Raw genomic sequence first — 20,583 nt, 5'->3', positions numbered from 1 at the left:
CTGGTGCTTTCGGTTGGCGTTCGATCTCTCGACCGAACCGCGGTGAAACCTTCAGGCGTCTGCGGCACGAGCTGCCGCGTCCAACACACCCGCTGGAGCGGCAATATGCGCAACGACCGCTGTTGCGACGTCGCGATGAGTCGGCTCCGCCGCGCGAGGAAATGAGGCGCTTCACGTGGCGCGAATAGTCGTGGCGCTGCATAGGCGCAGAAACGACAGATCTTTCGACATTCCCGCACCGTGCGCGCAATCGCCGCAATTAGCTATCGTTTTCTCGCCCGTGCCGCACTTTTGAGGCGCCAAATGCCGCGCGCGAGCGAATAGGCCGTCAAAGCCTTGTGATCGGCCGCTTCGTAGCCATGTTGGGAGCTTAGCCAAGGGAAAATCGTATGAAGCTCCGCGTTGGGTTTGAGATGCTGTACGAATTCCCGCAGCCCACACCGATGATCATGGTGTTGGGCACCCACTTCACCCGCGCCTCCGATGTCATCGTGCCCGACCTGGTGACCACGAGACCCTCGGTGCCGATCACTCCCTATCGCGATCTCTTCGGCAATTGGTGCAGCCGCATCGTGGCGCCGGCCGGCGCCTTTCGCCTTGCCGGCGACGGCGTCGTGAGCGACAGCGGCCTGCCCGACCCGGTGTTCCCGAAGGCGGCTCAGCACGCCGTCGAGGCGCTGCCGACGGACACGCTCGTCTATCTGCTCGGCAGTCGTTACTGCGAGACCGATCGCCTGTCGGATATCGCATGGAAACTGTTCGAGCACACCCAGCCGGGCTGGGCGCGGGTCCAGGCCATCTGCGATTTCGTTCATCGTCATATCGCTTTCGGCTATGAGCACGCGCGCGCAACCAAGACGGCGCGGGAGGCCTACGACGAAGGCAAGGGCGTGTGCCGCGACTATGCTCATCTTGCCATCGCGTTCTGCCGCTGCATGAACATCCCGGCGCGCTACTGCACCGGCTATCTCAGCGACATCGGCACGCCGAAGCCCTGGGCCGCGGGAGATTTCGCCGGCTGGTTCGAGGCTTATCTCGGCGGAAGCTGGCACATGTTCGATCCCCGCAACAACACGCCGCGAATCGGCCGCGTGCTGATCGCACAAGGACGCGATGCCGCGGACGTCCCGATCACCCAGACCTTCGGTCCCAATAAGCTGCTCAATTTCAAAGTATGGACCGACGAGGTTGCCTGATGACAGACAGCAGCGTTGGGCTCAGCGCCGATGAATTTGCGTCGTTGGCCGAGATCGGCAAGGGCAAGGCGCAAGGCGAAATTCCGCAAGCGCACGGCGAGCGGCTGACCAACCTCGGTTATGCGATCAGGCGCCTCGGTGAACTCGAACTGACTTCATCAGGCGCGCGCCGGCTGGCAACGGGCGAATAGCTCGCTGCCGTTGCGTCCGGCTCGCTGTTACGCCACCGGCACCACGATCCGCCGATAAAGATGCCAAGTCGCGTGCCCGAGCACGGGCAGCGTCACCACCAGCCCCAGAAAATACGGCAGCGCGGAGACGATCAGGACCATCACGATCACCGCGGCCCAGCCAATCATCGGCAGCGGGCTGGCCACGACCGCGCGCACGCTCGTCACCATCGCGGTGACGAAATCGACCTCGCGGTCGAGCAGCAGCGGAAACGACACCACGGTCAGCGAAAAGAGGATCAGCGACAGCACCGCTCCGACAGCGTTGCCGATGCCGAGGAACAGCAAGCCCTCGTTCGTGGTCAGCACCACCGTCATGAATTCCTGAAGGCTCGAGAACGAGGCATGCAGGCCGAGCAGCAGCGCGATCAGAAGCCGCACCTGATACATCCAGACCACGAACACGAACAGCGTGACGAAGGCCATCCAACCGATCTCGCTCCGCGCGCGCACGGCCGACCAGATCGCGCCGGGCGAGACCGGCTCGCCGCGCTCGCGACGGCGGCTGACTTCATAGAGCCCGATCGCCACGAACGGCCCGAGCAGCGCGAAGCCGGCGGCCAGCGGATAGACCAGATAGACCATGCCGAACGCCGTGAAGCACAGCATGATGGCAATGCCGCCGGCGGCGTAGAGCGCACCGAAGCAAAGGCCGTAAAGCGGCAGCGCCTGGAAATCACGCAGGCCCTCGACCAGCGCCTCGGCGATGTCGGTCGCCGCGACGGGACGCACCACCGGATCGACCTTGCCCGAAATGGACATCAGCTTCCTCCTCGTTGGCCGGCGCGATCTCCGTCGCACGCGGATGACCTCGATCTTAGCGTTCCCGCGGCCGGCGCGCACGCGCGAGTTGGATTGCCGGACGACGGTATCCCGACGCCGCCGGCGCAGACCGGCGAAAGCCATCGCGCCGACTGCGGCGCTCCGTTCGGGGAGCTCATCCGTGCTGCACGCGGCTCGAAATCTTTCCCCGCCGGAGACTTTTTCGGCCCGATGCCTATGGACTGAGCGGAGGGTGGTGCCGCAAATTGGGTCCTTGAACGAGCAGCGCGATGACCGGAATGGATTGTCCGACCGATGAGCTTGCGTACCCGGCTACTGATACTCGTCATCGCGGCCATGCTGGTGCCGGCGAGCCTCGTCGGGCTGCGTTTCGTGCAGAATCGGAGCAGCGAAATCAACGCCGCCCTGGCCAATCTGGCGGCCTCGGCCGACGACATTGCGAGTGATCTGGGCGAGAAGATTCAGGGCACCGCACAGCTTCACTATGGTCTCGCCCGTGCGCGCGACCTCGACACGCGCGACAAGGCGGCGTGCTCGGCGTTTCTGTCGGACGTGCGCGAGGAATACCCGCAGTTCACAGGAATCCTGACCATCGACCCGGACGGCAGCCTGTTCTGCGACTCGCTGCGGACCAACCGCACCCTCGATCTGAGGGATCGCGCCTATTTCAAGGAGGCCCTGGTCTCGCGCAGCGTCGTGGTCGAGCCGGTCTTCGGCCGGCTGACCGGAATATCGGTGCTCCAGATCGCATATCCGGTGCGATCGGAAGCGGGCGCGCTGAAGCTGGTGCTGCTCGCCTCGTTCAACCTGCGCAAATTCGCCGAGTATCATCACAAACGGCTGCTCGCGGAGAAGGATATCCTGCTCATCGACGGCAAGGGCACCGTTCTCGTCGCTCCCTCGGGAGCCGGCTGGACCGCGCCCGTGGGCGCGTCGATTGCGGGATCCGACCTGCTCCGCTTCGCGACGGCTCCCGATCAAAAGGCATTTCAGGAAGTGACCGATCGCGACGGCCGCACGCAGGTCTGGGCCGTCGCCCACGCGCCTTCGATCCGTGATGCCGGCCTCTACATCCTGGTCGGACGGTCCAAGGACGGATTGGTGGCGGCGGCGAATCGCCGGCTCTACGAGGACATGGCGATCCTCGCGGTGGCCTTGCTGCTGCTGCTGGCCGGTGTATGGATCCTCGCGACCGTGAGCGTGGGGCGCCAGGTCGGGCGGCTCGCCAATATGGCGAAGAGACTCGGGCTCGGCGATCTCAGCGCGCGAATTCCTCCTCCCCATCCGCGCGGCGAGCTGGGCGGATTGATGACCCTGCTCAACGGCACCGCCGAGTCGCTCGAGCAGCAACGCGCGGCCATCGCGGACCTCAACCAGAAGCTCAGCCAATCCCAGAAGATGGAGGCCATGGGCCAGCTCACCGGCGGCGTGGCGCATGACTTCAACAATCTCCTCACCGTCATTCTCGGCAATTCGGAGCATCTTGCCGACAGGCTGGCGGGGAACAAGGAGTTGCACCGGATCGCCGGCGACATCGCGACGGCCGCCGAGCGCGGCTCCGACCTGACGCGGAGCCTGCTCGCCTTCGCGCGCAAGCAGCCCCTGAGGCCGCGAGAGATCGACATCGGCGAGAAGCTTAGGGAGATGGAGCACTTGTTGCGCCGGCCCTTGGGCGAGCACATCGAATGCACCTTCGCGCTCGCACCGGACCTGTGGTTGATCAGCATCGATCCCGGCCAGCTAACGACTGCGCTGCTCAATCTCGTGCTCAACGCGCGCGATGTCATGCAGTTGGGCGGCAGGCTGACGATCGAGGCGCGCAATGTCTCGCTCGGTGAATCCGACTTGGACATCAATGGCGAGCCGCGACCTGGCGACTATGTCATGGTGGCCGTGACCGACACCGGCAGCGGCATGACCGCCGAGGTGGCGAGCCGGGCGTTCGAGCCGTTCTTCACCACCAAGGAGGTCGGCAAGGGAACCGGGCTCGGCCTGAGCATGGTCTACGGGTTTGTGCGGCAGTCCGGCGGGCTGGTGCAGATGCAGTCCGCGCCGAGACAAGGCAGCACCGTCAGGCTGTTCTTTCCCCGCCTGGCAACACCGCCAAACGAGGACGCCACACCCGCCGAAGGGATCGTCGCGCGCGAAGGAAGCGAGACCATTCTTGTCGTCGAGGACAACGACATGGTTCGGACTTATGTCGAAAGCGAGCTGAAGACGCTCGGCTATCGCGTCATCACCGCGGCGAGCGGCCCGGCGGCGCTCGAGTTGTTGCGCCAGTCCGGGGACATCGACCTGCTGTTCACCGACGTCGTGATGCCCGGCGGCATGTTCGGGCCGGAGCTTGCGAGGCAAGCAATCGAGTTGCGTCCAGGGCTCAAGGTGCTCTTCACCTCCGGCTACAGCCAAAATCCCGTCAAGGCGCCCGACAGGATCGGCGATGCCCGCATCCTATCCAAGCCGTTCCGGCGGCGAGACCTCGCCGCGATGCTGCGGTCCGCGCTGTCGACGCCGTCGCAGTAAGACGACGATGTCCTATCCGCGTGCCCGCAGCTCACGCCGCAGTACCTTGCCTGTCGCGGTCATTGGCAGTGTCTCCGCGAACTCAACGAACCGTGGATATTCGTGGGCGGCGAGCTGCACCTTGACGAACTCCTGGATCTCGCGCGCGAGTGCGTCGCCGGCGGCAAAGCCCGGGCGCAGCACGATCCAGGCCTTGATCGATTCGGTGCGGATCGGATCGGGAATGCCGACCACCGCCGCCATCGCCACCGCCGGGTGCTTCATCAGCGTGTGCTCGATCTCGGACGGGCCGACCCGATACCCGGCGGTGGTGATGACGTCGTCCTCGCGGCTGACGTACCAGAAGTAACCGTCTTCATCCTGCACGCCGAGATCGCCGGTGAGCAGGAACTCGCCGGCATACTTCTTCGCCGTGGCCTCCGGATTGCGCCAGTATTCGAGCATCGTGCAAGGACATGGCTGGCGCACGCCGATGATGCCGCGCTGGCCACGCGGCTGCTCCTCGCCTCTGTCGTTGACGATGCGGACATCGAAACCCGGCGTCGCCTTGCCCATCGAACCGGGGCGGATCGGAAACAGATTCGCGTTGCTGCCGATCACGAGATTGCATTCGGTCTGCCCAAACACCTCATGCGCGTCGATGCCGAAAGTCTCGCGCACCCAGCCGAGCATCTCGCCGCCGAGGGACTCGCCACCGGTGAAGATGCTGCGCAGCCTGACGCCCGGATGCGTCACGCCGGCCTGCCGCATCAGCTTCAGCGCGGTCGGAGGCAGGAAGACATTGCGCACGCCGAGATCGGCCATCATCTGCATCGCCGCCTGCGGCTCGAACTTTCGCGCGCGGTGACCGACCAGGGGAATGCCGTGATACCAGAACGCGAACAGGCCGTTGATGAGGCCGCCGATCCAGGCCCAGTCTGCCGGCGTCCACATCAGATCGCCGGGGCGCGGCAGGAAGTTGTGGCACATCTCGACATTGGGGAGATGTCCGAGCACGACGCGGTGTGCGTGCAGCGCGCCCTTCGGATTACCTGTCGTGCCGGAGGTGTAGATGATCAGCGCGGGATCCTTCGCAGACGTGTCCACCAGCGTGAAGTCGAGCGATGCAGCCTTGACCGAATTCCAGAACGATGTCGTGCCCGCCGGCGTTCGTTCGCCAACGATGTAGACATTCTTCAGCGCCGGCAGACGGTCGCGGATCTTCGAAAGCTTCTCCCAGCCGCCCGCGTCGGTGACGATCGCCTTGGCCTGCGAGTTCGACAGGCGGAATTCCAGCGCGTCTTCGCCGAACAGCGCGAACAGCGGAATGGAGATCATCGCCGATCGGAACGCGGCCATGTGCGCGATCGGCAGCTCCAGCGACTGTGACAGGAACACCGCGATTCGGTCGCCGCTGGCAAGACCATCTGTCTTCAGCACGTTGGCGAAGCGGCGCGACATCTCAGCGACGTCGTCGAAGGATGTACGCGTGATGGCACCGTTCTCGTCGACATAGACCAACGCCAGCCGGCCGGTTCCGTCGGCGTGGCGATCGCAGCAAGCCTCCGCCAGGTTGAAGCGCGCCGGGATGTCCCAGCGGAAATTGCCGTAGAGTTCATCGTAGGTGCTGGCTTCGGTGAGCATGGTCGTTTCCCGGCAGCGTCGTCATGGCCGGGCTTGTTCCGGCCATCCACGTTCTTGTTTGGCCTGAGTTTAAGGGCGTGGATGCCCGAGACAAGCCCGGGCATGACGCAGATTGCGTTTCAGCGCACCGTCGCGAAGAACTTGCGGACATCGCGCACGAACAGCTCCGGCTGCTCGAATGCGGCGAAATGGCCGCCCTTCTCCATTTCGCTCCAATGCGTGATGTTGTGGAAGTTCGGCTCCATCCAGCGCCGCACCGGCGTGATGATCTCCTTGGGGAAGACAGCGACGCCCGTCGGCACCTTGACGACCGGCGTGGTCCGGCGCTTGCCGAAGCTTTCCCAATAGAGCCGCGCGGACGAGATCGCCGTCTCCGTCGCCCAGTAGAGCATGACGTTGTCGAGCAGCTCGTCCTTGGTGAAGATGTTTTCGGGATGACCGTTGCAATCGGTCCAGGCCCAGAATTTTTCCAGAATCCAGGCCGCCTGTCCGCTCGGCGAATCGGTCAGAGCGTAACCGAGTGTTTGCGGCCGCGTCGATTGCTGCTTCGAATAGCCGGAGTCGAGGTCGACGTAATGCTTGAGGCCGGCGAGCGCGCGTTTCTCTTCGGGCGTCGGTTCGCCCTCGACTTTCGGCGTGGCGTTAAAGGCGAGCGTGATGTGGATGCCGGCGCAATGCTCGGCGTCCTGCATGCCAAGCGAGGTCGTCACCGCCGAGCCCCAGTCGCCGCCCTGCGCGCCATAACGCGCGTAGCCGAGCCGGTCCATCAGCTTGGCCCAGGTCGCGGCGATACGATCGACGCCCCAGCCGGTGGTGTTCGGCTTGCTGGAGAACCCAAAGCCCGGCAGCGACGGACAGACAACGTGGAAGGCATCGGCGGGATTGCCGCCATGCGCGACAGGATCGACCAGCGGCGCGATCACCTTCTGGAATTCGACGATCGAGCCGGGCCAGCCATGGGTGATGATCAGCGGCAGCGCCGACTGCTCCTTCGAGCGCACATGCAGGAAATGGATGTCGAGCCCGTCGATCTCGGTGGTGAACTGCTCGAAGCGATTGAGTTTTGCCTCGCGCGCACGCCAGTCGTAGCCATCGGCCCAATAGGTGCAGATCTCCTGGATCCATTTCAGCGGCGCACCCTGGCTCCAGTCGTCGACCAGCTCCGCCTCCGGCCAGCGCGTGCGGGCGAGGCGCGATTTGAGGTCGGTGAGAATGTCGTCGCTGATGGCGATGCGAAACGGCTTGATGGTGCCTGTCATCGGTTGCTCCCGATTTGTCTATCGGGGAGAGTAGACCGAACGGGCGCCGCATCAAAGGTGCACCTTCTCCCCTTGTGGGAGAAGGTGGCGCGAAGCGCCGGATGAGGGGTTTCTATCGGCAAATTCTTGTCGTCAGAGTGGTACACGCGGAGAGAGACCCCTCACCCGTCTCGCCGCTTACGCGGCGATCCACCCTCTCCCACAAGGGGAGAGGGCAAGAACTAGCCCGTCAGAGCAGCCTTCACCAAACCGGACGCCTTGCCGAAATCCATCTGGCCGGCGTACTTCGTCTTCAACACGGCGATCACCTTGCCCATGTCCTTCATGCCGGCGGCGCCCGTCTCCGCGACCGCGTCCGAGATCGCCTTCTTCACGTCATCGTCCGACATCTGCTTCGGCAGATACGCCGAGATCACCGCGATCTCCTCGCGCTCCTGCGCGGCGAGTTCGGCACGTCCGCCCTTCGCGTAGAGCTCGACCGATTCCTGACGCTGCTTGATCATCTTCTGAAACACGCCGAGCAGGTCCGCATCCGAGAGCGGCGGCTTGCCGCTGCCGCGCGCCTCGATGTCGGCATTCTTGATGGTCGAGTTGACCATGCGCAGCGTGGACAGCTTGCGCTCGTTCTTGGCCTTCATGGCCTCCTTGACCGCATTGTTGATGTCGTCGCGCAGCATGGTCGTGATCCCTTTTGCATGTCCGACGCCTGATCTAGGCCGTTCGCGGCCCTGAGACAACCGGGGGTCCCAGCCATTCGACCAGCGCCCGCACCGTCGCCGCAGGCTGCTCCGGCTGCGGCAGGTGTCCGCAATTCTCCAACATAACGAGCCTTGCACCGGCAATGCCCTCCGCCATCTCCTTCGAGAATGCGTTGGGAATCGTGTTGTCCTGATCGCCCGTCAGCACCAATGTCGGGCATTTGATCGTCGCAAGCGTCGGCCGCGAATCGACCCGCGCGATGATCGCAGTCTGCTGTCGCAGATAGCCTTCGACGCCGACGTCCTCGCCCTGCTCATGCACGAGCTGGCGAATACCGGCATCGTCGCGGCGCGACGGATGCACCAGTTCGGGAAACATCTCCTCGCGCGCGGCACGCAGCTCGCCGCGCCTGGCCCGCTCCATCAGGCCACGGCGGCGCGTGGTCGCCTCCTCCGTGTCGGGCCGCGCCTGAGTGTTGATCAACGCCAGCCTGGCCACCCGCTCGGGCGCCTGGCGCATGATCTCGAGGGCGATGTAGCCGCCCATGGAATGGCCGGCGAGCGCGAAGCGCGGCGGCGCCTCGCTCAGCACCCGCCGGGCGATCGCCGCCATGTTGTCGTCGCGAACATGGTTGGCGACCATCACCGGGCCGAACCGCCACAGCGACGGGATCACCGGTGCATAGATCCGGGCCGAGGAGGCTAGTCCCGGAACCAGCAGAATCGGCGTCGTCTGGTCCATTATTGCCTCCCAAGCCCCGGAATTTGCCGGAAATTATGCCGCGGAGCTTAGGGGCCGAAGGCGATCTGTCAAATATGCAAAAACGCATGTGAATCGGCGCATCTCCGCTTTGACGTCGGCGCCCGCGGAGACTATGAACCGGGCTCATGACACAACATGACAACGATCCCGCCTGGCCGGACCACAAACCGACCGCGCTGTTGGTGCTTGCCGACGGCACGGTGCTGGAAGGCTTTGGCCTCGGCGCCGAAGGTCAAGCCGTCGGTGAGGTCTGCTTCAACACCGCGATGACCGGCTATGAGGAGATCCTCACCGATCCCTCTTATGCCGGCCAGCTCATCACCTTCACGTTCCCGCATATCGGCAATGTCGGCACCAACGACGACGACATCGAGACGGTGAACATGGCCGCGACGCCCGGCGCGCGCGGCGTGATCCTGCGCACCGCGATCACCGATCCCTCGAACTACCGCGCCACCAAACACCTCGACCAGTGGCTGAAGGCGCGCGGCATCATCGGCCTTTCCGGCATCGACACCCGCGCACTGACCGCGCTGATCCGCGGCAAGGGCATGCCCAACGCCGTGATCGCGCACGCCAGGGACGGCGAGTTCGACCTGCACGGCCTGAAGGAAGAAGCGCGCGAATGGCCGGGGCTCGAGGGCATGGACCTCGTGCCGATGGTCACCTCCGGCCAGCGCTTCACCTGGGACGAGACGCCCTGGCTCTGGGACAAGGGCTTTGGCCGTCAGGACAAGCCTGAGTTCAACGTGGTCGCCATCGACTACGGCATCAAGCGCAACATTCTGCGCCTGCTCGCGGGCGTCGGCTGCAAGGTGACGGTGGTGCCGGCAACGACGTCATCCGAGGACATCCTTGCGATGAAGCCGGACGGCGTGTTCCTGTCCAACGGTCCCGGCGATCCGGCCGCGACCGGCAAATATGCCGTGCCCGTGATCCAGGACGTGATCAAGTCGGGCACGCCGACTTTCGGAATTTGCCTCGGCCATCAGATGCTCGGCCTCGCCGTCGGCGCCAAGACCAAGAAGATGCATCAGGGCCATCACGGCGCCAATCATCCCGTCAAGGACGAGACCACCGGCAAGGTCGAGATCACCTCGATGAACCACGGCTTTGCGGTGGACGAGAGCACCCTGCCGACGGGCGCGACCCAGACCCACATCTCGCTGTTCGACGGCTCCAATTGCGGCATCCAGCTCGATGGCAAGCCGGTGTTCTCGGTGCAGTACCACCCCGAGGCCTCACCGGGTCCGCGCGACTCGCACTATCTGTTCCAGCGTTTTGCGGATCTGATGCGGCAGAAGAAGACCGCGTAGGGCGCGCACTCTTTCGCAATTGACGTCATGACAAAGAGCCCGGGCCTGGACCCGGGCTTTTTTCGTGAAAGGAACGCCGCTTAACTCCCTTCGTTGATCCCTGCTACGCTCACGCAGGAGCCCCTTATGTCCGTCGTCCGCGACAATGCCGAGCCGCTCGCCATCGTGTTTGAGGATGACGGGCTCGTGCCGAACAATATCCTCCCCTTCCTGGTCTACCAGGCCGCGGTGAAGCTTGATTCCAGACAGCCGGAAGAGACGATCGAACGCTTGTTCGAAGCGAACGGCTGGGGCGGCACGTGGCGCAATGGCGTCTTCGACTATCTGCATTATCATGCGACCGTGCACGAGGTGCTCGGCGTTGCGCGTGGCAGCGCGCGCGTCCGCTTCGGCGGCGACCATGGCCAGGAGCTGGAGATCAAGGCCGGCGACGTCGCGATCCTGCCCGCCGGCACAGGTCACCAACGCATCAAGGCCAGCGCGGATTTCTGCGTGATCGGCGCCTATCCGCCGGGTGCGAAGATGGAGGTCACCCGCGCAACACCGGAGAACCACGCGAAAGCGCTGAAGACGATTCCAAACGTCGCGCTGCCGCCGGCCGATCCTGTGACGGGGAAGGACGGGGCGTTGATGCGGTTGTGGCTGTAGCTACAAGCAAGGTGATGTAGGGTGGGTTAGCGAAGCGTAACCCACCTCTTCTGTTTCCGCGGAGGCAGACGTGGTGGATTACGCCTGCGGCTAATCCACCCTACGACCTATCCTACGCCTCGTTCGCACCTTCCTGTCTTGTGGCTTCGAACAGGAACCAGGTGCGGCGCTCGGTCTCGTCGATGAAGTTTTCGAGGATGCTTGCGCTGGCGACGTCACCGGCGTCGTCGCAGACCTCGTGTGCCTTGCGCATTGCCGCGGCGACATGCTTGTTGTCCTGCATCAGCTCGCGCAGCATCTCACGCGGCGGGACGTAGTCCTCGTTGTTGTCCTTGATAGTCTGGAGCTTGGCGACCTGGCCGATCGACTTCAGCGTCGTGCCGCCGATCTTGCGGACGCGCTCGGCGAGCTGGTCGGTGGTGGCGAAGATCTGGTCGGACTGCTCGTCCAGCAGCAGGTGATAGTCGCGGAAATGCCGGCCGCTGATGTGCCAATGGAAGTTCTTGGTCTTCAGATACAGCGCGAACGCGTCGGCCAAAAGCACGTTGAGTGCCTCCGAAACCTTGTTGACCGCCTGGGGCGACAGATCGGTGGGGGTGTCGAGGTCGGGCGAGACCTTTTGTGGGGCTTTGCTCACGGGAAACCTTCCTGTTAGGACGCGGACATTGACGGCGCGCCGCCGCACCCCTAACGCAGGCGGGCAGCGCCGGTTCCTGCAGCGGAACCGTTTGGCCGGGGCCCTCGACGACCATGGACGATTGGATCGATTATTACGACTCGACGCATACGATCTATGTCAGCAAGCTGCATCGCGACTTGCACTTTCAGATTATCGCGCGGGACATCATCGGCTACATCTCTTCGCCCGAGGCGACCGTGCTTGACTATGCCTGCGGCGAGGCACTGTCGGCGAGCCAGGTCGCGGCTGTCTGCGGCAAGCTGATCCTCGCCGAGCCCGCGCCCGGCGTGCGCGGCCGGCTGATCGCGCGGTTTGCCCCGAACACGAAAATCCGCGTCCGCTCGCTCGACGACGTCCACCACATGCAGGAGCAGTCGATCGATCTCGTCGTGATGAACTCGGTCGCGCAATACATGGCGCCGGACGAGCTCGACGCCGCGCTCCTCAACTTCCGCCGTATCCTGAAGCCCTCCGGCAAGCTGGTGCTCGGCGACATCCTCCAGCCCAATGTCGGCATGTTCAGGGACGTCACAGCGCTGCTCAGCTTCGGCCTTCGTCACGGCTTTTTGAAAGATGCGCTGATCGGGCTGATCAGCACCGCATTGTCGGATTACCGTCAGCTGCGCACGCGCATCGGGCTGCAGCGCTACAGTGAGGAGGAGATCACCGCCAAGCTCAAGACAGCCGGCTTCACGGTCCAGCGCGCTCACCGCAATATCGGCCACAATAGCTGGCGCATGACGTTCGTCGCGCGGCCGCCGTTGGTCCGTTGAGCTTCGTGGATCCGTTAAGCATAACGCCTGCCTGAGGTGGCTTGTCGCACCCCGATCAGTAATGATCGCCGCGGCCCGGTGGCGGAAGTGTCTACGCGAGGGCGATGCATCGCTCTTTATCCTGGTTCAAATCCAGGCCGGGTCTCCACGCTTCGCCCCTGCGGGGCTAGGCGTGGCGCAGCCACGCGAAGCCCGAAGGGCGAAGCATGTCCGGCGTAGCTGGAGCGAAGCGCAAGCGTAGACGGACTGGCCGACCAATCCTCACTCCGCCTCGACCACTTCACATTCAGGCAAGAGCCGCAGCCGGTCGGCATCCTTTGCCGCGGAGGTGATGACGGCATCGAGCAGGCCCGGAAAACGTGCGTCCAGATCCTCGCGGCGCAGCCGCACGAAGCGGTTGGTGCCGGCGACACGGGTCTGCATAAGGCCGCATTCGCGTAGCTTGGCGAAGTGATAGGCGAGATTCGACTTGCCGCTGAGCCCGTTGAAATCGCCGCAGCACAGCTCGCCGCTGACATGGTCCTGCTGCGCGAGCTGATACACGATCGCCAACCTGATCGGATCGCTCAGGCAATCCAGAACCATCGGCAGTTCGATCTGCTCGCGGGTGGGGTGGGGAGGCGTGCGGCTCATGGTCTGAGGATCATAGCGAAATGGCCTCGATGTTCAATAGTTCTTGAACCAATTGACTCCTGACCCGGTCCCATCGATAGTTCAATAAACGTTGAACATAGGAATTTCTCGGATGAGCGTATTCTGGTTGGCGCTGGCGGCCTTTGCGATCGGCACGGAAGGCTTTGTCATTGCTGGGCTTTTGCCGTCTATCGCAACCGACTTGGCGATTTCCGTCCCCGCCGCCGGCCAGTTGGTCACGGCCTACGCCCTCACCTACGCGATCGGCTCGCCGATCCTGGTGGTGACGCTGAACAATATCGACCGCCGCACCGTGCTGGCCCTGGCGCTATCGACTTTCGTCGCCGGAAACCTCGCGGCGATGGTGGCGTCGAATTACGCCCTGTTGCTGGCCTCGCGCATGCTGATGGCGCTGGGCTCCGGGCTGTGCATGCCGACCGCGCTGGCCGTATCCGTGGCCGTCGCCGCGCCGGAGCGACGCGGCCGTGCGGTGGCACTCGTCACCTCGGGCCTCACGATTGCGACCGTCATCGGCGTTCCGCTCGGCAATCTCGTCGGCAGTCTGCTCGGCTGGCGTGCGACCTTCGCCATGGTCGCCCTGATCGGCGCCGTTGCGCTCGCCGGCCTCCTGCTCGGCCTGCCTCGCGGCCTGCCGCGCAACACGGCCTCGCTCAGCGATCGGCTGGCGGTGGCGCGCCACCGCAATGTCCTGGTCGCGCTTCTGATCACGATTTTATGGGCGCTCGGCGGCTTCACCGTGTTCACCTATTTCGCGGTCCCGCTGCGTGGCCTTGGCTTCGATGCCTCGCAGATCAGCCTCGCGCTGCTGGTGTTCGGCGGCGCCGCCGCGATCGGTAACATGCTCGGCGGCGTCCTCGCCGACCGGCTCGGCACGCTCGCCACAGCAGGCCTCGGGCTTGCCGGCATGGCCAGCGCGCTGATCCTGCATTCGCTGGTCCTGAAGCTGATGCCGGGACAGGCGCATTATGCGGTGCTGGGCGCGATCTTCCTCTGGGGCATCTCGGGATGGGCGTTCTACCCGGCTCAGGTCGCCAGCATCATCCGGATCGAGCCGCAGGCCTCGATGATCGCGCTCTCGCTCAACGCCTCGGCCATGTATCTCGGCTTTGCGATCGGCGGTGCCTTGGGCGGCGCCGTGCTTGCAGCGTGGAGCCCGGCCGATCTCGGCTGGGTCGGCGGATTGAGCGTTTCGGCGGCTCTTCTGGTGCATGTCGCCCGCGGCTGGCAGGCCCGGCCAAAACCGGTCAAAATTGCCGGTTGATGGGCGTTTTTCGGGGTTTCGCCGCCCCGAAAACTGTTCTAAGACCCACCCCGCGCGCGAGGGGGGACCACCGCGCTCTCGGCCAAAGGGACGCGCAGCAGGCGCGCCCTTTTTTTGTGGCCAAATTCCACTTCGGCGAGAGTTGATGCCCAAACGTACAGACATCACCACCATCCTGATCATCGGCGCCGGTCCCATCGTGATCGGCCAGGCCTGCGAGTTCGACTATTCGGGCACCCAGGCGGTGAAGACGCTGAAGGAAGAGGGCTATCGCATCGTCCTCGTCAATTCCAATCCGGCCACCATCATGACCGACCCGGAATTGGCCGATGCGACATATATCGAGCCGATCACGCCCGAGATCGTCGCGAAAATCATCGAGAAGGAACGTCACGTCATCCCCGGCGGCTTCGCGCTGCTGCCGACCATGGGCGGACAGACCGCGCTGAACTGCGCGCTGTCGCTGCGCCAGCAAGGCACGCTCGACAAGTTCGACGTCGAGATGATCGGCGCCACCGCGGACGCGATCGACAAGGCCGAGGACCGCCAGCTGTTCCGCGAGGCCATGACGAAGATCGGGCTCGAGACGCCGAAGTCGCGGCTCGCCAACGCCTCCGCCCTGAAGAAGTCCTTCCGCGACAAGTACCAGGCCGAACGCGCAAAGGCCTCCGGCGCGGCGCTCGCAGAGCTCGAGCGGCAGTGGACGCTCGGCGAGAGCGACCGTCGCAAGCGCTACCAGGAATATGCGCTCGGCCAGGCGCTGATGGCGCTCTCCGAGATCGGCCTGCCCGCGATCATCCGCCCCTCCTTCACCATGGGCGGCACCGGCGGCGGCATTGCCTACAACAAGGAAGAGTTCCTCGACATCATCGAGCGCGGCCTGGATGCGTCTCCCACCAACGAAGTGCTGATCGAAGAATCCGTGCTCGGCTGGAAAGAGTACGAGATGGAGGTGGTGCGCGACAAAAAGGACAATTGCATCATCGTCTGCTCGATCGAGAACCTCGATCCGATGGGCGTGCACACCGGTGATTCCATCACGGTGGCGCCGGCGCTGACGCTGACCGACAAGGAATACCAGATCATGCGCGACGCCTCGCTGGCGGTGCTGCGCGAGATCGGCGTCGAGACCGGCGGCTCCAACGTGCAGTTCGGCGTCAATCCCGAAGACGGCCGCATGGTCGTCATCGAGATGAATCCGCGCGTGTCGCGTTCCTCCGCCCTGGCTTCGAAAGCCACCGGCTTTCCGATCGCAAAGGTCGCCGCCAAGCTTGCGGTCGGCTATACGCTCGACGAAATCGCCAATGACATCACCGGCGGCGCCACCCCGGCCTCGTTCGAGCCGACGATCGACTATGTCGTCACCAAGGTGCCGCGTTTCGCCTTCGAGAAATTCCCCGGCGCCTCCACCACGCTGACCACGTCGATGAAGTCGGTCGGCGAAGTCATGGCGATCGGCCGCACCTTCCAGGAAAGCCTTCAGAAGGCATTGCGCGGGCTCGAAACCGGTCTCACCGGCCTCGACGAGATCGAGATCGAAGGTCTCGGCCGCGACGACGACAAGAATGCGATCCGCGCTGCGCTCGGCACGCCGACACCGAACCGGCTGCTCCAGGTCGCGCAGGCGATGCGGCTCGGCTGGTCGGACGAGGAGATCTTCAATTCCTGCAAGATCGATCCGTGGTTCCTCAGCGAGATGCGCGGCATCGTCGATATGGAAGCGAAGGTCCGCAAGAACGGCCTGCCAGGCAACGCCTTCGGCATGCGCACGCTCAAGGCCATGGGCTTCTCCGATGCCCGGCTCGCGGTGATCGCGGAGACGACTGAGGCGGAAGTCACGGCGAAGCGCCACGCGCTCGGCGTTCGCCCGGTTTACAAGCGCATCGACACCTGCGCGGCCGAGTTCGCCTCGCCCACCGCCTACATGTACTCGACCTATGAGGCGCCGTTCGCGGGCACGCCTGCGGACGAGAGCTCGCCGTCCGACAAGAAGAAGGTCATCATCCTCGGCGGCGGACCGAACCGCATCGGCCAGGGCATCGAGTTCGACTATTGCTGCTGTCACGCCTGCTTCGCGCTGCACGACGCCGGCTACGAATCCATCATGGTCAACTGCAACCCGGAGACGGTGTCGACCGACTACGACACGGCCGACCGGCTCTATTTCGAGCCGCTCACCGCCGAGGACGTGCTGGAGATCATCGCGAAGGAACGCACCAACGGCACGCTGCACGGCGTGATCGTGCAGTTCGGCGGCCAGACCCCGCTCAAGCTCGCGCGTGCGCTGGAAGCCGCCGAAGTGCCGATCCTCGGCACCTCGCCCGACGCCATCGACCTTGCGGAAGACCGCGACCGCTTCAAGCGGGTGCTCGACAAGCTGCGGCTGAAGCAGCCCAAGAACGGCATCGCCTATTCAGTCGAGCAAGCGCGCCTGGTCGCAACCGATCTCGGCCTGCCGCTGGTGGTGCGCCCGTCCTACGTGCTCGGCGGCCGCGCGATGCAAATCATCCGCGAGGAGAACCAGCTCAGCGATTACCTGCTCGGCACGCTGCCGGAGCTGGTGCCGGGCGACGTCAAGGCGCGCTACCCGAACGACAAGACCGGCCAGATCAACACCGTGCTCGGCAAGAACCCGCTGCTGTTCGACCGCTATCTATCCGATGCGACCGAGATCGACGTCGACTGCCTCTGCGACGGCAAGGACACCTTCATCGTCGGCATCATGGAGCACATCGAGGAAGCCGGCATCCATTCCGGCGACAGCGCCTGCTCGCTGCCGCCGCACTCGCTGGACGACAAGATGATCGAGGAGCTGGAGCGGCAGACCCGCGAGCTGGCGCTCGGCCTCGACGTGGTCGGCCTGATGAACGTGCAATACGCCATCAAGGACGGCGAGATCTACGTGCTCGAAGTCAATCCGCGCGCCTCGCGCACGGTGCCCTTTGTCGCCAAGGTGGTCGGCACGCCGGTTGCGAAGATCGCGGCGCGCATCATGGCCGGCGAGAAGCTTGCCGATTTCAAGCTGAAGAAGGCGAACTTCGAGCATGTCGGCGTGAAGGAATCGGTATTTCCGTTCGCCCGCTTCCCCGGCGTCGATACCGTGCTCGGCCCCGAGATGCGCTCGACCGGCGAGGTCATGGGCATCGACCGCTCGTTCGCGGTGGCGTTCGCCAAGAGCCAGCTCGGCGGCGGCACGCGGGTGCCGCGCAAGGGCACGGTGTTCGTCTCGGTTCGCGAGAGCGACAAGACGCGCATCACCGAGGCCGTTCGCGAGCTGCATTCGCTCGGCTTCAAGGTGCTGGCGACGTCGGGCACGGCCCGCTTCCTGACCGACCAGGGCATCCCGACCGAGAAGGTGAACAAGGTGCTGGAGGGCCGGCCGCACATCGTCGACGCCATTACCAATGGCGACGTCCAGCTCGTCTTCAACACCACCGAAGGCCCGCAGGCGCTCGCCGACAGCCGTTCTCTGCGGCGCGCGGCCCTCTTGCATAAAGTGCCGTATTACACCACTCTTTCCGGGGCCGTGGCGGCCGCGCAGGGCATCCGCGCCTATCTGGGCGGGGACCTTGAGGTTCGGACCCTGCAGAGCTACTTTTCGGAAACCTGATCGCGAGCGGGAGGCCCAATCTCCCGCTAAGTGATTGGCGATGAAGCCAATATGGCCGGAGGAACTGTCCGGCCATATGGTTGTTCTGTTCCGGCGCCAAGCCCATATGAACGTTCGGCGGCAAGCGCTTGAGCCCCCGGACAGACTGACGAATCAAGTTGCGTGCGCGCTGACATTTCAGGGCGCGCGCGACCGAAGGACGAGAGAAGAGATGGAAAAGGTACCGATGACAGCGGGCGGCTTTGCCGCGCTCGGGGAAGAACTGAAGAAGCGCCAGTCGGAGGACCGTCCGCGTATCATCGAGCATATCGCCGAGGCGCGCTCGCACGGAGACCTGTCGGAAAACGCGGAATACCACGCCGCGAAGGAAGAGCAGTCCCACAATGAAGGCCGCATCGCCGAGCTCGAGGACAAGCTGGCGCGCGCTGACATCATCGACATCTCAAAGCTGTCCGGCGACACCATCAAGTTCGGCGCGACCGTGACACTGGTCGACGAGGACACCGAGAAGAAGACGGTGTGGCAGATCGTCGGCGAGGTCGAGGCCGACGCCAAGAAGGGCCGCATCTCCATCACCTCGCCGCTCGCGCGCGCGCTGATCGGCAAGAAGAAGGGCTCAACCGTCGAGGTCAACGCACCCGGCGGCGCCAAGGCTTACGAGATCACCAAGGTCGAGTGGCGGTAGCGATTTGCCGTTGCGTTTGATTTGAAAAGGCCGCGCGATGCGCGGCCCTTTTTGTTGCTGCATGTTGCGGGGAATGTGAGGTGAAGCGCTCACTCAGCCCTCGTGTCCCGGACGCTCTGCAGCGCACCGCTGAAGAAGCGTTGCGCTGCGTCCGGGGCACGAGATCGCGCTACCTTCGTCCCCTCACGTCGAGCGGCACGGCCGCCTCGTATTTCGAATTGTGCAGCACCAGCGAGGTCCGCACGTTGCGGACGTGCGGAGCGGCGGTCAAATGGGTGACGAAATCCTGGAAGGTAGCCATGTCGGGGGCGACGCATTTCAGGATGAAATCGACTTCGCCCGACAGCATCCAGCACTCGCGCACCAGCGGCTCGGCGCGGACGAACTCCTCGAAGGCGCGCAAATCCGCCTCGGCCTGGCTGGAGAGGTGCACTGCCGCAAACACCGTGACGTCGAAGCCGAGCTTGCGTGCGTCCAGAAGCCCGCGATAGCCGTGGATATACCCCTCCTCCTCCAGCGCCCGGACTCGGCGCAGGCAGGGCGGTGGCGAAATGCCGACGCGCTTGGCCAGCTCCACATTCGTGATTCGACCGTCGGCCTGAATCTCGGTGAGAATCTTCAGGTCGATCTCGTCTAGGTTCCGCGACACGTGATTGGAACTCCTGGCCTTTGCGGCGGTATTGGTGGGTCTATCGCAATCCTCATAGCGCAGACCGCGCACTCGGCGCAATTTTATTGCGCGTGCAGCGCAATCGACTTTTGTTCCTTGTTGGAAAAATCCGCCGACAGGGAATGCAATTCTTGCATAGCTCACCAGAAGGCTTAGATTACCTCTGATATTTCAGCGCCTCCGCGAGGCCTCCCGGCACGTTCCGCGCCCGCGCTGCAGTCCCCCGTGAAAGGCATCTGTCGAAATGTCCGCCGCTGTCCATGCAAAGGTCGTCATCATCGGCTCCGGCCCCGCCGGCTACACGGCGGCGATCTACGCCGCGCGCGCGATGCTCGAGCCGATCCTGATCCAGGGCATCCAGGCGGGCGGCCAGCTCACCATCACCACCGACGTCGAGAACTATCCGGGTTTCGCCGACGTGATCCAGGGCCCCTGGCTGATGGAGCAGATGGAGAAACAGGCGCTGCATGTGGGCACCCAGATCAAGACCGACCTGGTGACAAAGCTCGACACCTCGCAGCGACCTTTTCGCCTGACCTGCGATAGCGGTGACCTCTATCTCGCCGACACGGTGATCCTCGCCACCGGCGCCCAGGCGCGCTGGCTCGGGCTGCCGTCCGAAGCGAAATTCCAGGGCGGCGGCGTGTCGGCCTGCGCCACCTGCGACGGCTTCTTCTACCGCAACAAGGAAGTCATGGTGGTCGGCGGCGGCAATACCGCGGTCGAGGAAGCCCTGTACCTCACCAACCATGCCTCGCAGGTCACCATCGTGCATCGCCGCGATCACTTCCGCGCCGAACGCATCCTGCAGGAGCGTCTGTTCAAGCACCCGAAGATCAAGGTGGTCTGGGACTCAGCCGTCGACGAAATCTGCGGCACCGAGAATCCGAACAAGGTCACCCATGTGCGACTGAAGAACGTCAAAACCGGCGCCTTGACCGACGTGCCGACCGACGGCGTCTTCGTCGCCATCGGGCATGCCCCTGCGACCGAACTCGTTGCCGGCCAGATCAAGTTGAAACCGTCGGGCTATGTCGAGGTCGCCCCGAACTCGACGGCCACCTCGGTCCCCGGCCTGTTCGCCGCCGGCGACGTCGCCGACGAGACCTATCGTCAAGCGGTCACCGCGGCCGGCCTCGGCTGCATGGCGGCGCTCGAGGCGGAACGATTTTTGGCCCTGCGCGCCAGCGAGCGCGCGGCAGCGGAATAGAC

General features: G+C 64.3%; 18 protein-coding genes. 10 read left to right on the top strand and 8 right to left on the bottom strand.

Going from position 1 to position 20,583, the window contains the following annotated elements; genetic code table 11:
- Positions 1–389 precede the first annotated feature (389 nt).
- Positions 390–1,196, top strand: coding sequence for a transglutaminase-like domain-containing protein (locus AC0L21_RS15295; RefSeq protein ID WP_473262666.1), 807 nt, complete (start codon positions 390–392; stop codon positions 1,194–1,196).
- Entirely contained in the window at positions 1,196–1,387 is a 192-nt protein-coding gene (locus tag AC0L21_RS15290; protein ID WP_473262665.1) for a hypothetical protein, read from the top strand. The genes AC0L21_RS15295 and AC0L21_RS15290 overlap by 1 nt, the downstream gene beginning before the upstream one ends.
- Positions 1,388–1,414: 27 nt before the next feature.
- Here AC0L21_RS15290 and AC0L21_RS15285 read toward each other — a convergent pair whose 3' ends face one another.
- Positions 1,415–2,188: a DUF2189 domain-containing protein gene (locus AC0L21_RS15285; RefSeq protein ID WP_247428535.1), complete on the bottom strand. Its 774-nt coding sequence runs from the start codon at positions 2,186–2,188 to the stop codon at positions 1,415–1,417.
- A 315-nt stretch (positions 2,189–2,503) separates the two neighbouring features.
- Between AC0L21_RS15285 and AC0L21_RS15280 the strand changes: the two genes are divergently transcribed.
- Positions 2,504–4,732, top strand: coding sequence for an ATP-binding protein (locus AC0L21_RS15280; protein WP_473262664.1), 2,229 nt, complete (start codon positions 2,504–2,506; stop codon positions 4,730–4,732).
- Positions 4,733–4,744: 12 nt separating this feature from the next.
- Here the strand turns inward: AC0L21_RS15280 and AC0L21_RS15275 are convergent, their stop codons facing one another.
- The 4 genes from AC0L21_RS15275 to AC0L21_RS15260 form a co-directional block, all read right to left on the bottom strand.
- A complete protein-coding gene (locus AC0L21_RS15275; protein ID WP_473262663.1) occupies positions 4,745–6,355 on the bottom strand; it encodes an acyl-CoA synthetase in 1,611 nt (536 codons plus the stop codon).
- Positions 6,356–6,474: 119 nt separating this feature from the next.
- Positions 6,475–7,614 carry an epoxide hydrolase family protein gene (locus tag AC0L21_RS15270; RefSeq protein WP_473262662.1) on the bottom strand — a complete coding sequence of 380 codons (1,140 nt, stop codon included), beginning with the start codon at positions 7,612–7,614 and terminating at the stop codon, positions 6,475–6,477.
- A 221-nt stretch (positions 7,615–7,835) separates the two neighbouring features.
- Entirely contained in the window at positions 7,836–8,291 is a 456-nt protein-coding gene (locus tag AC0L21_RS15265) for a GatB/YqeY domain-containing protein (protein ID WP_473262661.1), read from the bottom strand.
- 34 nt (positions 8,292–8,325) lie between these two features.
- Positions 8,326–9,054 carry an alpha/beta fold hydrolase gene (locus AC0L21_RS15260; RefSeq protein WP_473262660.1) on the bottom strand — a complete coding sequence of 243 codons (729 nt, stop codon included), beginning with the start codon at positions 9,052–9,054 and terminating at the stop codon, positions 8,326–8,328.
- Between the two features lie 146 nt (positions 9,055–9,200).
- Between AC0L21_RS15260 and carA the strand changes: the two genes are divergently transcribed.
- Together carA and AC0L21_RS15250 are read left to right on the top strand one after the other, a co-directional pair.
- Positions 9,201–10,391: a glutamine-hydrolyzing carbamoyl-phosphate synthase small subunit gene (gene carA, locus AC0L21_RS15255; RefSeq protein WP_473262659.1), complete on the top strand. Its 1,191-nt coding sequence runs from the start codon at positions 9,201–9,203 to the stop codon at positions 10,389–10,391.
- A gap of 126 nt (positions 10,392–10,517) precedes the next feature.
- On the top strand, positions 10,518–11,039 hold the full coding sequence (locus AC0L21_RS15250) for a hypothetical protein (protein WP_473262658.1): 522 nt from the start codon (positions 10,518–10,520) through the stop codon (positions 11,037–11,039).
- A gap of 112 nt (positions 11,040–11,151) precedes the next feature.
- Here AC0L21_RS15250 and AC0L21_RS15245 read toward each other — a convergent pair whose 3' ends face one another.
- Complete coding sequence (locus AC0L21_RS15245) at positions 11,152–11,676, bottom strand: Dps family protein (RefSeq protein ID WP_473262657.1); 525 nt, start codon at positions 11,674–11,676, stop codon at positions 11,152–11,154.
- Positions 11,677–11,789: 113 nt separating this feature from the next.
- Between AC0L21_RS15245 and AC0L21_RS15240 the strand changes: the two genes are divergently transcribed.
- Positions 11,790–12,491: a class I SAM-dependent methyltransferase gene (locus AC0L21_RS15240; RefSeq protein WP_473262656.1), complete on the top strand. Its 702-nt coding sequence runs from the start codon at positions 11,790–11,792 to the stop codon at positions 12,489–12,491.
- A 261-nt stretch (positions 12,492–12,752) separates the two neighbouring features.
- Here AC0L21_RS15240 and AC0L21_RS15235 read toward each other — a convergent pair whose 3' ends face one another.
- Positions 12,753–13,124, bottom strand: a complete 372-nt coding sequence (locus AC0L21_RS15235) for an ArsR/SmtB family transcription factor (protein ID WP_473262654.1) — start codon at positions 13,122–13,124, stop codon at positions 12,753–12,755.
- A gap of 112 nt (positions 13,125–13,236) precedes the next feature.
- On the opposite strand from AC0L21_RS15235, the gene AC0L21_RS15230 reads away from it, so the two are divergent.
- The 3 genes from AC0L21_RS15230 to greA all read left to right on the top strand — a co-directional run bounded on the left by AC0L21_RS15230 (position 13,237) and on the right by greA (position 18,701).
- Entirely contained in the window at positions 13,237–14,406 is a 1,170-nt protein-coding gene (locus AC0L21_RS15230; RefSeq protein ID WP_473262653.1) for an MFS transporter, read from the top strand.
- 145 nt (positions 14,407–14,551) lie between these two features.
- Positions 14,552–18,016, top strand: coding sequence for a carbamoyl-phosphate synthase large subunit (gene carB, locus AC0L21_RS15225; RefSeq protein ID WP_473262652.1), 3,465 nt, complete (start codon positions 14,552–14,554; stop codon positions 18,014–18,016).
- A gap of 211 nt (positions 18,017–18,227) precedes the next feature.
- The gene (greA, locus tag AC0L21_RS15220) at positions 18,228–18,701 is read left to right on the top strand and encodes a transcription elongation factor GreA (RefSeq protein WP_007596674.1); all 474 of its coding nucleotides are present in this window, start codon (positions 18,228–18,230) and stop codon (positions 18,699–18,701) included.
- Positions 18,702–18,870: 169 nt separating this feature from the next.
- On the opposite strand, the gene AC0L21_RS15215 is transcribed toward greA, so the two are convergent.
- Complete coding sequence (locus tag AC0L21_RS15215) at positions 18,871–19,350, bottom strand: Lrp/AsnC family transcriptional regulator (protein WP_007596676.1); 480 nt, start codon at positions 19,348–19,350, stop codon at positions 18,871–18,873.
- 265 nt (positions 19,351–19,615) lie between these two features.
- Here AC0L21_RS15215 and trxB point away from each other — a divergent pair, with 265 nt between their 5' ends.
- On the top strand, positions 19,616–20,581 hold the full coding sequence (gene trxB / locus AC0L21_RS15210; RefSeq protein WP_473262651.1) for a thioredoxin-disulfide reductase: 966 nt from the start codon (positions 19,616–19,618) through the stop codon (positions 20,579–20,581).
- Positions 20,582–20,583 lie beyond the last annotated feature (2 nt).

The sequence above is a fragment of the Bradyrhizobium sp. WSM4873 genome, assembly GCF_055811355.1.
Note: the sequence above shows the minus strand (reverse complement) of the source record. Positions and strands in the feature narration are given on the sequence as shown.

What these genes read in the sequence shown, in the direction of transcription:
- AC0L21_RS15295 (WP_473262666.1), top strand. Translation starts at nt 390, where the DNA reads ATGAAGCTCCGCGTTGGGTTTGAGATGCTGTACGAATTCCCGCAGCCC.
- AC0L21_RS15290 (WP_473262665.1), top strand. Translation starts at nt 1,196, where the DNA reads ATGACAGACAGCAGCGTTGGGCTCAGCGCCGATGAATTTGCGTCGTTG.
- AC0L21_RS15285 (WP_247428535.1), bottom strand. Translation starts at nt 2,188, where the DNA reads ATGTCCATTTCGGGCAAGGTCGATCCGGTGGTGCGTCCCGTCGCGGCG.
- AC0L21_RS15280 (WP_473262664.1), top strand. Translation starts at nt 2,504, where the DNA reads ATGAGCTTGCGTACCCGGCTACTGATACTCGTCATCGCGGCCATGCTG.
- AC0L21_RS15275 (WP_473262663.1), bottom strand. Translation starts at nt 6,355, where the DNA reads ATGCTCACCGAAGCCAGCACCTACGATGAACTCTACGGCAATTTCCGC.
- AC0L21_RS15270 (WP_473262662.1), bottom strand. Translation starts at nt 7,614, where the DNA reads ATGACAGGCACCATCAAGCCGTTTCGCATCGCCATCAGCGACGACATT.
- AC0L21_RS15265 (WP_473262661.1), bottom strand. Translation starts at nt 8,291, where the DNA reads ATGCTGCGCGACGACATCAACAATGCGGTCAAGGAGGCCATGAAGGCC.
- AC0L21_RS15260 (WP_473262660.1), bottom strand. Translation starts at nt 9,054, where the DNA reads ATGGACCAGACGACGCCGATTCTGCTGGTTCCGGGACTAGCCTCCTCG.
- carA (WP_473262659.1), top strand. Translation starts at nt 9,201, where the DNA reads ATGACACAACATGACAACGATCCCGCCTGGCCGGACCACAAACCGACC.
- AC0L21_RS15250 (WP_473262658.1), top strand. Translation starts at nt 10,518, where the DNA reads ATGTCCGTCGTCCGCGACAATGCCGAGCCGCTCGCCATCGTGTTTGAG.
- AC0L21_RS15240 (WP_473262656.1), top strand. Translation starts at nt 11,790, where the DNA reads ATGGACGATTGGATCGATTATTACGACTCGACGCATACGATCTATGTC.
- AC0L21_RS15235 (WP_473262654.1), bottom strand. Translation starts at nt 13,124, where the DNA reads ATGAGCCGCACGCCTCCCCACCCCACCCGCGAGCAGATCGAACTGCCG.
- AC0L21_RS15230 (WP_473262653.1), top strand. Translation starts at nt 13,237, where the DNA reads ATGAGCGTATTCTGGTTGGCGCTGGCGGCCTTTGCGATCGGCACGGAA.
- carB (WP_473262652.1), top strand. Translation starts at nt 14,552, where the DNA reads ATGCCCAAACGTACAGACATCACCACCATCCTGATCATCGGCGCCGGT.
- greA (WP_007596674.1), top strand. Translation starts at nt 18,228, where the DNA reads ATGGAAAAGGTACCGATGACAGCGGGCGGCTTTGCCGCGCTCGGGGAA.
- trxB (WP_473262651.1), top strand. Translation starts at nt 19,616, where the DNA reads ATGTCCGCCGCTGTCCATGCAAAGGTCGTCATCATCGGCTCCGGCCCC.